Below are 13,605 nucleotides of genomic sequence, written 5' to 3' on the forward strand. Positions count from 1 at the left end.
TTATAATAAAATTTATAATTTATTTTTATGGATTTGATTAAAAAATATTTTTCAGACCTATCACGTATACAATACAACAAAATAAACAATATGAATCAATTGTATAAATATTGGAATGTATTCGTTAATTTAATTTCTAGAAAGACATTTATTAATAATTCTTTTTATCAAAATCATGTATTACTTTGTTTAAGTATAGCAAAAGTATTAAAATTTTTTCATGGATCTACAATAATGGATTTAGGAACAGGTGGTGGGTTTCCTGGAATACCTCTTTCTATCATATTTCCTAATTCTAAATTTTTATTAGTAGATTCTATTATGAAAAAAATAAAAATTGTGGAAAAAATAGTTACTCATCTTAATTTAAATAACGTATATCCAATCTGTATTCGTGCAGAAAAATTAAATATGAAATTTGATTTTGTTGTTAATAGAGGTATTACAAATATTAACATGATAAATAATTGGATAAAAAACAAATTTAGGATAAAATCTAATCATAAAATTCAAAATGGATCTTTATATTTAAAAGGAGGAGACGTAACTCATGAAATAAAAAACTTTCCTAATGCAATAATATATAATTTACATCAATATTTTGACGAACCATTTTTTAAAGAAAAAAAAATTATTTGGATTCCAAATATTTTATAAAAAATGAACCCTAGAAAAATTTTTATAGAAAAAATAAGAGAAAATGGTGGATGGGTAAATGCTCATACTCATTTAGATAGGGCTTATACATTAACTAATGATAATTTCAAATATTCTTATTTTCCTCTTAAAAAAAAATGGTATTTAGTTGATGAAATGAAACGTTTAGCAACAGAAGATGATATTTATTTTCGAATGGAAAAGGCATTAGAATTTTTTTTAATACAAGGAACCCAAGCTATATGTACATTTATTGATGTAGATGAAATTATTGAAGATCGTGCATTAAAAGCTGCTAAAAAATTAAAAGATAATTATGAAAATTATATAAAAATACGTTTTGCAAATCAGGTTCTTAAAGGAGTTTTAAATAAAAGATCAAAATATTGGTTTGATAAATCTATAGATTTTGTAGATATTATTGGAGGATTACCTGCGAAAGATTATGGTAACGAAGAAAAACATATTGATCTATTATTAAAAACAGCTAAAATTAATGGAAAATTTGTACATGTTCATGTAGATCAATTTAATACTTCTGAAGAAAAAGAAACAGAACAATTAGCAAAAAAAACTATTGAATATGGAATGCAAGGAAAAGTTGTAGCTATTCATAGTGTATCTTTGGCTGCCCATAAAAAAAATTATCGATATAATATTTATCAATTAATGAAAAAAGCTAGACTAATGGTAATATCTTGTCCAATTGCATGGATTGATCATATAAGAAATGAAAAATTTTCACCTAATCATAATTCTATAACTCCAGTAGACGAAATGATGCCAGAGGGTATTATTGTTGCTTTTGGTACTGATAATATTTGTGATATATATAAACCATTTTCCGATGGAAATTTATGGATAGAATTAAGATTTTTATTGGAAGCTTGTCATTATTATGACATAGATCAATTAGTAAAAATTGCAACAATAAATGGATTAAAAGTATTAGGGATATTAAATTCATAAAATTATGTTATTTTTTTTGGACGCATTTGGGGAAAAAATAATACTTCCTGAATAGATCTTTGTCCTGTTAATAACATAATTAATCGATCTATTCCAATCCCAATTCCTGCAGTTGGGGGCATACCAAATTCTAAAGAACGTACAAAATCCTCATCTATTAAGGAATTATTTTCTAATTCTTTTTTATTTTTATATTCTATTTGTTTTTTTAATCGATCAAGTTGATCAATAGGATCGTTTAGTTCTGAATAAGCATTAGCAATTTCTTGTCCATTTATAATTAATTCAAATCGTTCTGATAGATGTTCATTTTCACGATGTTTTTTAGTTAGAGGACTCATTTCTAAAGGATAATCGGTAATAAAAGTAGGATTTACATAATTTTTTTTACATTTTTCATCAAAAATATGTTCAATAATTTTACATTTGTTCCATTTTTTTTCATAATTAATTTTTAAGGCAATACAAATTTTTATTAAATCTATTTTATTCATATTTTTAATATCAAATCCAGTATATTTTTTAATTGAATCTAAGATTGATATTTTTGAAAATTGAAGAGAATTATATATTTTATTATTTTTATTTATAATTTTATAATCAAATTCTATAAATATAGATGTTATAAGTTTTTCCGTAAAATTCATCATCCAATAATAATCTTTATAAGCAACATATAATTCTAATACAGTAAATTCTGGATTATGATATCTATCCATTCCTTCATTTCTAAAATTTTTAGAAAATTCGTAAACTCCATTAAATCCACCAACTATAAGCCTTTTTAAATAAAGTTCATTAGCTATACGTAAATATAATGGTATTCCCAGTGTATTATGATAAGTTATAAAAGGTCTTGCTATTGCTCCACCAGGAATTGGTTGTAATATAGGTGTATCTACCTCTAGATATCCTTTTTTATCTAAAAATTTTCTTATTTTTTTAATAATTTTAGTACGTTTAAAAAAAATATTTTTTACTTTATCATTGACTATTAAATCTACATATCGCATTCTATAACGTTGTTCTACATCAGAAAATTTATCATATATTTTTTTATCTCTACTAATTTTTACTTGGGGTAATGGACGTATAGATTTTGATAAAAGAGTTAATTTTCTAATATAAATAGTAATTTCATTCATTTTTGTTTTGAATAGAAATCCTTTTATTCCAATAATGTCTCCTATATCTAATAATTTTTTTATAAAAATATTATAAATATCTTCTTTTCTTATATTATCTATATACAGATAATTTTTTTTTATATAAATTTGTATACGTCCTGTATTATCTTTTATTTCTCCAAATGATACTTTTCCTAAAATTCGTAAACTCATTAATCTACCAGCAATACTTACTTTTTTTTTATCAACAAAATTTTTATGTATATTTTCAGCTGTATTGTTAATCAAATATTCTTTTGAAGGATAAGGGTTAATACCTAATGTTTTAATTTTATTTAACTTATTTCTTCGTATAATTTGTTGTTCTGATAAAGACATATTATATTTATTTTTAATTATGAAATTAAAATTTTTTATTAACGTTTTTATACCTTTTTTATGAAAAAAAAAATAATCTTTTATAAAAATATGAAGATAAGAAAATATGAAGAAACGTCTTCTTTTCAAAAAGAATTATTTGATAAATTACAAAAAAAAATATCCAATCCTAATATATGCGTTGTTGGATACTTATTATTCATAGAATATCATACCAATATTTTTACTATAGGTAAAAATGGAAATCAAAATAAACATTTATTAGTTCCATTAGATTTTTTAAAAAAAAAAATATAAATTTTTATAGAATCGATAGAGGTGGTGATATAACTTATCATGGACCAGGACAATTAGTTATTTATCCCATTATAGATTTACATTATTTTTTTATGGATATACATAAATATATACGTTCTTTAGAAGAAGTTATAATTAAATCATTATGGAATGGTTATAAAATAAATGGAATACGATTAAATGGAAAAACAGGAGTTTGGATATCAACAAATGAAAAAATTAAAATTTTTAAAAAAATATGTTCTATAGGAATTAAAGTTAGTCGTTGGATTACTATGCATGGATTAGCTTTAAATATAAATACAAACTTAAAATATTTTGACTATATAATTCCATGTGGAATTAACAATATAAAAATGACTTCTTTAAGAAAAGAGTTAAAATATAATAAAATCAATAATAATAAACTTTTTTATGAAGTAAAAAAATTAGTAAAAAAATCATTTCAAGAAATTTTTGATATTGATTATATTCATTTATAATATTTGTTTTCTTATTGGTTCAACAATTATTATTCCATCTTTAGAATCTATCTTTTTTAATACAACATCCTGAAAGGTATTCTCATATTTAATAGACATAGACGTATAATAAATTTTAGTTCGTATATAATTTTCTGTATATCCATATAAATATGAATTATTTTTGTTATTCTTTTCAAATAAAACAGTTTTTTTTGTTTTTATTTGTCTATTACAAAAATAGTTATATTTTTTCTTAGAAAGAATTCTTAATATATAACTTCTTTTTATTTTTATTTTTTTAGAAATTTTTTTATCTAAAAATATTGATTTTGTATTTGATCTACCAGAATAAGTAAATACATGAATTGATGATATAGATAACTTTTTTAAAAAAAAATAAGTTTCCAAAAAATTTTTATATGTTTCTCCAGGAAAACCAACAATAATGTCTGATCCTATATATGCATTGGGTATATGATTTCTTATTTTATTTATTTTTTCTTCATATAATTCTTTTTGATATCTCCTTTGCATATATTTCAATATTTTATTACTACCAGACTGTAAAGGTATGTGAAAATGAGGAACAAAATATTTATTTTTAGATAAATATTCTATAATTTCATCTTTTAATAAATTTGGTTCTATTGAGGATAATCTAATCCTTTTTTTTTCTTTTCTTTTTTCTATATGATTATTTATAGCTTGTATGAGATCAAAAAAATTGAAATTTTTAATATTTTTATTATATTTATAATTATAATCTCCAATATTAATTCCTGTTAATACTATTTCTTTGATCCCTTTATCGAAAATTAAATCAATATTTTTTAATATATTTTTTATATTATCAGATCGAGAGAATCCTCTTGCAATTGGTATGGAACAATAACTACATTTATAATTACATCCATCTTGGATTTTTAAAAATGAACGAGTTCTATTTTCAAGAGAGAATGATGGAAAAAAATTAAAGTTTTTATATGTTTTTATTTTAAATTTTTTATAATGAATAAAATCAATAATATTAAATTTTTCTTTATTATTTAAAAAAATATCAATTCCATTTATTTTAGATATTTTTTCATAATCATATTGCACATAACACCCCATAGCTATAATTTTGGATTTTGGGTTTTTTCGAATTGCACAACGAACTAAATATTTTAATTTGTTTTCTGCATTATTTGTAACAGAACAAGTATTAATTACATATATATCTGAATAATCTTTAAAATCAACATGTTCATAATCCAAAAAAGAAAATTTTCTTTTTATAGTAGAGGTTTCTGCATAATTTAATTTACATCCTATAGTATAAAATGCTATTTTTTTTTTTTCATTTTAAAAAAATTTAAGAAGATAAATAATCTATAATTCCTTCATGATTAGCTTTCATAGTTTTTTCTCCAATATTCCAATTTGCAGGACAAACTTCTCCTTTTTTTTCGAAAGTTTGTAAAGCATCTATCATACGGATCGATTCTTTAACATTTCTACCTAAAGGTAAATCATTTATTAATATATGTCTTATAATACCTTTTTTATCTATTAAAAATAATCCTCTATAAGCGACTAATTCACCCTTTCCTTCTATTTTTACGGAATTATTATTACAATCACAATTCCAAAATCCAGATAAAACACCATAATTATATGATATAGTTTTATTTATATCTGAAACAATTGGGTAAGTTACTCCATGAATTCCTCCATTTTTTTTTGGCATTTGTAGCCATGTCCAATGAGAATATTCAGTATCAGTAGATACTGCAACAATTTGTGTATTTCTTTTTTCAAAACTTGGTAAAATATTTTGAAATGCATATATTTCAGTAGGACATACAAAAGTAAAATCTTTAGGATAAAAAAATAATATAACATATTTTTTTCCTTTATATTGTTGTATAGTAAAATCATTAACAATATCTTTTCCATTTAAAACAGCATTTGCTTTAAAATAAGGAGCTTCTTTTGAAATTAATGTTTTCATATTTAATTCAATTTTATTATTACGAATTTAATAAAAATTATTTAAGAAACACGTAATCACACATATCTATGCAATTTTTTATTAACTTTATTTTTAAGGTTAGTTAAATAAATAATTCTATCTAATAATAATTTTTTATTTTTATTTTTTATATTATTATAACGTATAATTTCTTTTTTTATCAAAATTGATATATAAACGGATTTATATCTTAATAAGATTTCATATAAATATATTTCTAAATTTTTATCTGGTAAAAAAATATTTTTTCTAATTTTTATTTTAAAAATATGATTTTTTTCTTTGTTATAAATTTTTTCAAATATTTTTTGATTTTTTTCTGATAAAAAACGAATATTCCAACATTTAAAATAATACGATATCATATCAAATATTGTTTTATTATTACTTTCTTTTACTTTTTTTTCTCCATATATTATCAATATTTGAATAAGTTCTTCTTCTACAGGAATCAATGTATTTTTTTTTAAAAAAAATGTATTTTTTATTGTCTTTTTATTACTTTTCAATTTTTCCAACTCAAAAAATAAAACTTTTTCACTTATTCGAAATATTCTTGATAACTCTTGTATATACAATTCTTTTTGAATTTCATTATCTAATTTCGACAAACTATTTAATATATTAAAAATTAATAATGATTTTTTGATAAGATCATTATCATTATGATATTTTTCGTAAACTTTTTGTTTAAAAGATATGAAATTATAACTATTCTCTTTTAAAAATATTTTCAAGTTATAAGGAGAATATTTTTTCGATATAGAATCTGGATCTTCTCCGTTAGATAAAAATAAAATTTTTAAATTAATATTTTGCTTTAATAAAATATTAATTATTTTCAATGATGCTTTTATACCAGAAATATCTCCATCATAAAAAATAGTAATATTTTTTGTAAACTGTTTAATCAATATAATTTGATTTACAGTTATAGATATACCAGAAGTAGAAACTACATTTTTTATACCAGATTGGTACAATGAAATTACATCAGTATATCCTTCCACCATATAACAGGTATCTTTTTTTAGGATATCTATTTTAGATTGAAATAATCCATATAATATTTTACTTTTTTTGAAAATATCATTATTTGGTGAATTAATATACTTTACATTAAAATAATCCGAATTATTAGTATTTCTTCCCCCAAAACCTACAACTTGTCCATTTAAATTATGAATTGGAAAAATTATTCTTTTTCTAAAATAATCAAAATATTTTGATTTTTTACAAAATACTAATCCTAATTTAATTAAATCATTTAATCTAAAACCTTTTTTTAAAGAATTTTCCATAAAATTTTTCCATGAATTAATAGCATATCCTAATTCAAATTTATGTATTGTTTTCTTGTAAAATCCTCTATCATTTTGTAAATAACTTAAACCTTCTTGTATTCCTTCTTGATTAAAAAATAATTGATGAATAAAAAATGATTTAGCATAATTTTGAATATAAAATAATTTATTATATTTATTTTTATAAAAAAAACTATTTTTTTCTTCTATTTTAATATCATATTTATTAGCTAAATAACGTAACGATTCTAAATATGTAAAATGCTCGTATTCCATTAAAAAATTAATAACATCTCCACCTTTTCCAGAACTAAAATCCTTCCATATTTTTTTTACAGGAGAAACAATAAAAGATGGATTTTTTTCTTGTGAAAATGGACTAAGTCCTCTATAATTGACTCCACTTTTTTTAAGTGGAATCAATTCACCTATAACATCTTCTATACGAGAATTATATAATATTTTTTCTTTAATATTTTTAGGAATTACCATAATAAAATTAATTATTTAATTATTTTATTAACAAATTTCTTTTAACTTTCGTATAATATTTTTAGGATCAGAATTAGAAAAAATTGTTGATCCAGAAACTAAAATGTCAGCTCCACTTTTGAATAAAAAATAAGAATTTTTTAAATTAATTCCTCCATCTACTTCTATAAGAGCAGTAGAATTTTTTTTTAAAATAAGATTTTTAATATCTTTTATTTTATCATATGTATGGTCAATAAACACTTGTCCACTAAATCCTGGGTTTACGCTCATTAATAATACGAAATCAATATCATTAATAATATCCTGTAATAAAAAAATAGGAGTGTGAGGATTTATTGCAACCCCTACTTTTAGTCCATATTTTTTTATCAAAAAAATAGTTTTATTTAAATGAAAACATGCTTCATAATGAATATGAATATGATCAGCTCCACTTTCTTTAAATTTTTTTATATATAATTCAGGATTTAATATCATTAGATGAACATCTATAGGTTTTGATGTATATTTTTTTACATATTGAATAAATGAAAATCCAAAAGATATATTAGATACAAAAGATAAGTCCATAACATCTAAATGAAACCAATCTGCTTCACTTTCATTTAACATTTCTATATCACGGTACAAAAATGCTAAATTTGCTGATAGTAAAGATGGAGCTATAATTTTTTTCATAAAAAAGTTTATATTATAAATGATTCACTAATCCCAGTTTTAGAAAAACCACCATCATGATATAAATTTTGCATTGTTACTTTTCTTGTAAAATCTGAAAATAACATAATTATGTAATTAGCACAATCTTGTGATGATGCATTACCTAATGGAGACATTTTATTAGATAAATTTAAAAATTTATCAAATTTTTGAATAGACTTAGAGGATCTAGTAATAGTAGGAGATTGTGATACTGTATTTACCCTAACTTTATTTTTTATTCCCCAATAATATCCAAAATTTCTAGTAATACTTTCTAAATAAGATTTATAGTCAGACATGTCTACATAAAATGGAAAACTACGATTAGAAGCAATATAAGTTAATGCTACGATTGAACCCCATTTATTCATTGCTTCTTTTTCCCAAGCTACTTTCATTATTTTATGAAAGGATATAGAAGATATATCCCATCCTTTTTTTAAAAAATCATAATTTAAATTTGGATAACTTATTTTTTTTCTTATATTAATGGACATTGCTATGGAATGAAGTATAAAATCAATTTTTCCTCCTAAAAAATTTAATGATTTTTCAAATAGTATATTTAGATCTTTTATAGATGTTGCGTCTGCGGGAATAATTATAGATTCTGTTTTATTAGATAAATTTTTTATATTCCCCATTCTTATTGAAACTGGAGTATTAGTTAATACAAATTTTGCTTTTTCTTCATAAGAACGTAATGCTACTTTCCATGCAATAGAATTTTCATCTAAAGCACCAAATATAATACCTTTTTTACCTTTTAAAAGATTATAAGACATGAATATAATTATATTAAAATTTTTTCAAAAAAACATCTTTAATAACTGATAAATAGTCTAATTTTTCCCAAGTAAAAAGTTCTAGATCTTTTCTAATAGAATTACCCATTATATCAAAAAAATATTTAGAAATTTTTTTAGGGGTTCTTCCCATATGTCCATATACAGAAGTTTCTTCGTATATGGGTTGACGTAAATTAAGTCTTTTTTCTATAGAGAATGGTCTTAAATCAAATAATTTATTTATATTATGAGCAACTATTTCATCTTTAATATTTATTTTTGATTTACCATAGGTATTTACAAAAACATTAATAGGATAATCAACTCCTGCAATATAAGATATTTGTAATAACACTTCATCTGATAACCCGGATGCTACAATATTTTTTGCTATATGTCTAGCTTCATAAGCTCCAGATCTATCCATTTTAGATGGATCTTTTCCAGAAAAAGCTCCTCCTCCATGAGCTCCTCTCCCACCATAAGTATCAACAATAATTTTTCTACCAGTTAATCCTGTGTCTCCATTAGGTCCACCAATAACAAATCTTCCAGTAGAATTTATATAATATTTTGTCCGTTCCGTAAATAAATTTTTATTTTTTTTTGATAAAAAATTATTTTTAAATCTAGGAATTAATATATTTTTAATGTCCTTAACAATTTTTTTATTCATATTGATTGAAGTATCAAAATCATCATGTTGAATAGAAATAACTATAGCATGAACATGTATTGGTATATCTTTATTAGAATATTCTATAGTTACTTGAGATTTTGCGTCCGGACGAAGATATTTCATTTGATTTCCCTCATTTCTTATATTTGAAAGTTCTTTCAATAAATTATGAGAAATTTCTAAAGATAATGGAATATAATTTTTTGATTCTTTCACTGCATATCCAAAAACAATACATTGATCTCCTGCCCCTCTATTTTTTTTATTACGTTTTTCAATTCCATTTAATAAATCTAAAGATTGTCCGTGAATAGATGTCAAAACTCCACAAGAGTTGGCATGAAAATTATATTCGTTTTTGGTATAACCTATTTTTTTTAATATGTTTCTACATATTTTATGTATGTTTACCCATATTTTTGAGTTAACTTCTCCAGAAACTATAACTTGTCCTGTAGTTACCATTGTTTCTAAGGCTACTTTTGAATTAGGATCAAATGCTAAAAAATTATCTAATATACCATCTGATATTTGATCTGAAATTTTATCAGGATGACCTTCTGAAACAGATTCACTAGTAAATAGATAAGACATTTTTATTAAAACTATTCCCTAATTTTATTTTGAATTTTTATAGATTCTTTATGTAATACATTAAAAATGTTTTCAATAAGTTCTTTTGAAATTCCAAAATTTTTTCCTATTTCAATATAATTTTCCATAATTAATTTCCATCTATTTGGTTGTAATGTATTTATATTTAATTTTTTTTTTAAAACCCCTAATTTTTTAGATATTTCCATTCTTTTTGATAAAATTGATATAACATTTTCGTCTAATTCATCTATTAAGATTCGTAAAGAATCTATTTCTTTTTTATATTCAAACTCATTATTTTGAATTTTTTTCAAAAAATTTAATAAATGATTTGGATGAATCTGCTGTTTAGAATCACTCCATGCATTATCTGGATCACAATGAGTTTCTATCATAAGTCCATCACATTTAAAATTCTTAATTGATTGAGTAGATACATCAAATATATGATCTCTATTTCCACATATATGAGAAGGATCGCATATAATTGGTATTCTAGGTAGAATTTTTTTAATATGCAATAAAATATCCCAATTTGGATTATTACGATATTTAAGGCTTTTGTAACTAAAAAAACCACGATGTATTAACCCCAATTTTCTAATTCCTTTTTCATATAAACGCTCTAAAGCCCCCATCCATAATTCTATATCTGGATGAATTGGATTTTTTATCAAAATGATTCTTTTGTTATTATCATGTTCTAGTGACTCTGCTATTTCTTGAACAACAAAAGGACTTGTAGTACTTCTCGCTCCAATCCATAAAATATCTATATCATAAGATATACATAATTCAACATGTTCTGCATTAGCAATCTCAGTTGATACCATTAATCCTGTATATTTTTTTACTTTATTTAACCATATTAACCCATCTTCTCCAACACCTTCAAAATTACCTGGTTTAGTTCTAGGTTTCCATATTCCAGCTCTAAAAACATTAATATATGACTGATTTAATTTTTTTGCTATATCTAATACTTGTTTTTCACTTTCCGCACTACAGGGACCAGATATTACAAAAGGTTTATTAAATTTATCAATCCAAGATCTATCTAAATTGTTATTTAATTTATCCATTATAATTAACTATATTACATTTAATTTACACAATATTTTTTTTAATCATTATTCATAATTTATATCGTTAATTATTTTATTTATATTATATTTTTTTAAATATTTATGAATTTTATAAATATTTTTTTCCAAAAGAAGATTATTAAAAGATTTTAAAAAATTTATATATAAATGTATAGTATCAATTAAGTTATCTCTATTGTCTAAAAAAATAGGTGTCCACGTATCAGAACTACTTTTTGATAAACGTGTAGTGGAAATTAATCCATTTCCAATTATTTTGATAAATTTTTTTTTATTATACAAAAATTTTTTAAAAATGATTCTAGATAAAACAAAAGATATTACATGAGGTAAATGTGATACATAGGATATGTATATATCATGTTCTTTAGACTCCATATAACTAACATTCATTTTTAAAATATTAAAAATTTTATTAGTAGTTAATAATGCGTCTGGATCACTTAATTTTTTGTCACAAATAATACAATTTTTTCTATAAAAAAGATTGTATCTAGCTGATTGAGGACCAGAATTTTCTATCCCAGCAATTGGATGAGATGCAACAAAACGTCCTCTATTTTTATTAGAAATAATACTTTTACATATACTATATTTAGTAGAACCAGTATCAAATACAACTTGTTTTTTATTTACTTTATTAAGAATATTATTTAATATTTTTATTATCTCATCTACAGGAATAGATAATATTATTATTGATGATATTTTTATTAGATCTTGAAATGATACAATCTTATTAATAATTCCTATTTTTAATGCACAATCGGAGTTTTTCTTATTAAAATCAAACCCTATAACATTATAATTAAATTTTCTCAATGAGAATCCAATAGATCCACCAATTAATCCTAATCCTATTATACCAATAATAGTTTTCATGAAAGAATTCTATTTTTAACTTTTTTTAATGTTTTTACGGAACAACAAAAAAATCTAACATAACCTTTTCCATTAGTACCAAATATTTGTCCTGGAGTAATGAATGTATAATATTTTTTTAAAAATTTATTTGACCATTCTAAATCATTATCACAATTAGTTAATTTTGCCCATACAAAAATTCCTGATTTATTATATTTTGAATATTTTATTTTTAAAATATCACAAATTTCCCATATAATTTTTCTACGATTAGAATATTCTTTATTTAATATCTTAAACCAATTTTTATTATATCTCATCGCTTCTATAGCACCAATTTGGATTGGATAATACATACCTGAATCCATTTGACTTTTAACTTTTAAAATATTTTTAATAAAATTTTTTTTTCCTATTATCATCCCCACCCTCCATCCAGGAATATTATAACTTTTACTTAATGAATTTAATTCTATAGCTATATTTCTAGCATTTTTTATATTAAAAATACTTAAAAAACGATTATTATTTATACAACTATAAGGATTGTCATAAACAATAAGAATACCATTTTTTTCAGCTAAAAGAATAAGTTCCTCTAATTTTTTTATTTGAATATCAGCACCTGTTGGCATATGAGGATAATTAACCCAAATAATTTTTACTTTTGATAAATTCATTAATTTTAAAGATTTAATATTTGGAATCCAATTTTCATTTTCATTTAAATTATAATAAATAATTTTTGCTCCTAAAAGTTTAGATACAGAAGTATAAGTTGGATATCCAGGATTTGGAACAAGAACTTGATCTCCTTTATCTAAATAAGACATAGCTATATACATAATTCCTTCTTTTGATCCCATTAATGGTAAAATTTCGTTATCAGGATTTATATTTACTTGATATATTTTATTATACCAATCAGAAATAGCTTTTCTTAAAGCATCTAATCCTATTGAACTTTGGTAATAATTTGCATGTGTCAATTCTGATGCTTTTTTCATTTTATATATAACACTTTTTGGAGGAAGAATATCTGGATTACCCATTCCTAAATTAATAACTTTTATCCCATTTTTTTCAAATTCATTAATTTCTCTAATTTTTTTTGAAAAAAAATATTCAGATATTTTTTTTATATTTTTAGATTTTATAATCATA

14 protein-coding genes are annotated in these 13,605 nt (G+C 22.1%); 4 read left to right on the top strand and 10 right to left on the bottom strand.

What is annotated here, in order from left to right:
* Positions 1 to 27 precede the first annotated feature (27 nt).
* Together rsmG and H0H33_RS01330 are read left to right on the top strand one after the other, a co-directional pair.
* On the top strand, positions 28 to 657 hold the full coding sequence (gene rsmG / locus H0H33_RS01325) for a 16S rRNA (guanine(527)-N(7))-methyltransferase RsmG (RefSeq protein WP_185878116.1): 630 nt from the start codon (positions 28 to 30) through the stop codon (positions 655 to 657).
* A 3-nt stretch (positions 658 to 660) separates the two neighbouring features.
* Positions 661 to 1,626: an amidohydrolase family protein gene (locus H0H33_RS01330; protein WP_185878117.1), complete on the top strand. Its 966-nt coding sequence runs from the start codon at positions 661 to 663 to the stop codon at positions 1,624 to 1,626.
* Positions 1,627 to 1,628: 2 nt separating this feature from the next.
* On the opposite strand, the gene lysS is transcribed toward H0H33_RS01330, so the two are convergent.
* Positions 1,629 to 3,131, bottom strand: coding sequence for a lysine--tRNA ligase (gene lysS / locus H0H33_RS01335; protein ID WP_185878118.1), 1,503 nt, complete (start codon positions 3,129 to 3,131; stop codon positions 1,629 to 1,631).
* A gap of 60 nt (positions 3,132 to 3,191) precedes the next feature.
* On the opposite strand from lysS, the gene H0H33_RS02895 reads away from it, so the two are divergent.
* Together H0H33_RS02895 and lipB are read left to right on the top strand one after the other, a co-directional pair.
* On the top strand, positions 3,192 to 3,428 hold the full coding sequence (locus H0H33_RS02895; RefSeq protein WP_238785620.1) for a lipoate--protein ligase family protein: 237 nt from the start codon (positions 3,192 to 3,194) through the stop codon (positions 3,426 to 3,428).
* 29 nt (positions 3,429 to 3,457) lie between these two features.
* Entirely contained in the window at positions 3,458 to 3,910 is a 453-nt protein-coding gene (gene lipB, locus H0H33_RS02900; protein ID WP_394798948.1) for a lipoyl(octanoyl) transferase LipB, read from the top strand.
* On the opposite strand, the gene mtaB is transcribed toward lipB, so the two are convergent.
* Genes mtaB through H0H33_RS01385 form a run of 9 tightly spaced genes read right to left on the bottom strand, consistent with a single transcriptional unit; the run spans position 3,905 to position 13,604 of the window.
* Positions 3,905 to 5,221 (bottom strand): tRNA (N(6)-L-threonylcarbamoyladenosine(37)-C(2))-methylthiotransferase MtaB, encoded by a 1,317-nt coding sequence (mtaB, locus tag H0H33_RS01345; protein ID WP_185878152.1) that lies wholly within the window; start codon positions 5,219 to 5,221, stop codon positions 3,905 to 3,907. The genes lipB and mtaB overlap by 6 nt on opposite strands.
* A gap of 25 nt (positions 5,222 to 5,246) precedes the next feature.
* Positions 5,247 to 5,885: a peroxiredoxin gene (locus H0H33_RS01350; protein WP_185878119.1), complete on the bottom strand. Its 639-nt coding sequence runs from the start codon at positions 5,883 to 5,885 to the stop codon at positions 5,247 to 5,249.
* Between the two features lie 56 nt (positions 5,886 to 5,941).
* Complete coding sequence (gene dnaG / locus H0H33_RS01355) at positions 5,942 to 7,702, bottom strand: DNA primase (protein ID WP_185878120.1); 1,761 nt, start codon at positions 7,700 to 7,702, stop codon at positions 5,942 to 5,944.
* Positions 7,703 to 7,729: 27 nt separating this feature from the next.
* Positions 7,730 to 8,383 (bottom strand): ribulose-phosphate 3-epimerase, encoded by a 654-nt coding sequence (rpe, locus tag H0H33_RS01360; RefSeq protein WP_185878121.1) that lies wholly within the window; start codon positions 8,381 to 8,383, stop codon positions 7,730 to 7,732.
* Between the two features lie 8 nt (positions 8,384 to 8,391).
* Entirely contained in the window at positions 8,392 to 9,192 is an 801-nt protein-coding gene (locus H0H33_RS01365) for an enoyl-ACP reductase FabI (RefSeq protein ID WP_185878122.1), read from the bottom strand.
* Positions 9,193 to 9,205: 13 nt separating this feature from the next.
* Positions 9,206 to 10,468, bottom strand: a complete 1,263-nt coding sequence (gene metK, locus H0H33_RS01370; RefSeq protein ID WP_185878123.1) for a methionine adenosyltransferase — start codon at positions 10,466 to 10,468, stop codon at positions 9,206 to 9,208.
* Between the two features lie 11 nt (positions 10,469 to 10,479).
* The gene (locus H0H33_RS01375; RefSeq protein ID WP_185878124.1) at positions 10,480 to 11,553 is read right to left on the bottom strand and encodes a bifunctional 3-deoxy-7-phosphoheptulonate synthase/chorismate mutase type II; all 1,074 of its coding nucleotides are present in this window, start codon (positions 11,551 to 11,553) and stop codon (positions 10,480 to 10,482) included.
* 48 nt (positions 11,554 to 11,601) lie between these two features.
* Positions 11,602 to 12,459 carry a prephenate dehydrogenase/arogenate dehydrogenase family protein gene (locus tag H0H33_RS01380; RefSeq protein ID WP_185878125.1) on the bottom strand — a complete coding sequence of 286 codons (858 nt, stop codon included), beginning with the start codon at positions 12,457 to 12,459 and terminating at the stop codon, positions 11,602 to 11,604.
* Positions 12,456 to 13,604 carry a pyridoxal phosphate-dependent aminotransferase gene (locus H0H33_RS01385; RefSeq protein ID WP_185878126.1) on the bottom strand — a complete coding sequence of 383 codons (1,149 nt, stop codon included), beginning with the start codon at positions 13,602 to 13,604 and terminating at the stop codon, positions 12,456 to 12,458. The genes H0H33_RS01380 and H0H33_RS01385 overlap by 4 nt, the downstream gene beginning before the upstream one ends.
* Position 13,605 lies beyond the last annotated feature (1 nt).

Source organism: Blattabacterium cuenoti, assembly GCF_014252415.1.
Taxonomy (GTDB): Bacteria; Bacteroidota; Bacteroidia; order Flavobacteriales; family Blattabacteriaceae; genus Blattabacterium; species Blattabacterium cuenoti_Y.

Excerpts from the sequence above, each read along its gene's own strand:
- metK (WP_185878123.1), bottom strand. The coding sequence starts at position 10,468 with ATGTCTTATCTATTTACTAGTGAATCTGTTTCAGAAGGTCATCCTGAT.
- lysS (WP_185878118.1), bottom strand. The coding sequence starts at position 3,131 with ATGTCTTTATCAGAACAACAAATTATACGAAGAAATAAGTTAAATAAA.
- H0H33_RS01365 (WP_185878122.1), bottom strand. The coding sequence starts at position 9,192 with ATGTCTTATAATCTTTTAAAAGGTAAAAAAGGTATTATATTTGGTGCT.
- H0H33_RS02895 (WP_238785620.1), top strand. The coding sequence starts at position 3,192 with ATGAAAAAAAAAATAATCTTTTATAAAAATATGAAGATAAGAAAATAT.
- H0H33_RS01330 (WP_185878117.1), top strand. The coding sequence starts at position 661 with ATGAACCCTAGAAAAATTTTTATAGAAAAAATAAGAGAAAATGGTGGA.
- rpe (WP_185878121.1), bottom strand. The coding sequence starts at position 8,383 with ATGAAAAAAATTATAGCTCCATCTTTACTATCAGCAAATTTAGCATTT.
- rsmG (WP_185878116.1), top strand. The coding sequence starts at position 28 with ATGGATTTGATTAAAAAATATTTTTCAGACCTATCACGTATACAATAC.
- H0H33_RS01380 (WP_185878125.1), bottom strand. The coding sequence starts at position 12,459 with ATGAAAACTATTATTGGTATAATAGGATTAGGATTAATTGGTGGATCT.
- H0H33_RS01385 (WP_185878126.1), bottom strand. The coding sequence starts at position 13,604 with ATGATTATAAAATCTAAAAATATAAAAAAAATATCTGAATATTTTTTT.
- H0H33_RS01350 (WP_185878119.1), bottom strand. The coding sequence starts at position 5,885 with ATGAAAACATTAATTTCAAAAGAAGCTCCTTATTTTAAAGCAAATGCT.
- H0H33_RS01375 (WP_185878124.1), bottom strand. The coding sequence starts at position 11,553 with ATGGATAAATTAAATAACAATTTAGATAGATCTTGGATTGATAAATTT.
- dnaG (WP_185878120.1), bottom strand. The coding sequence starts at position 7,702 with ATGGTAATTCCTAAAAATATTAAAGAAAAAATATTATATAATTCTCGT.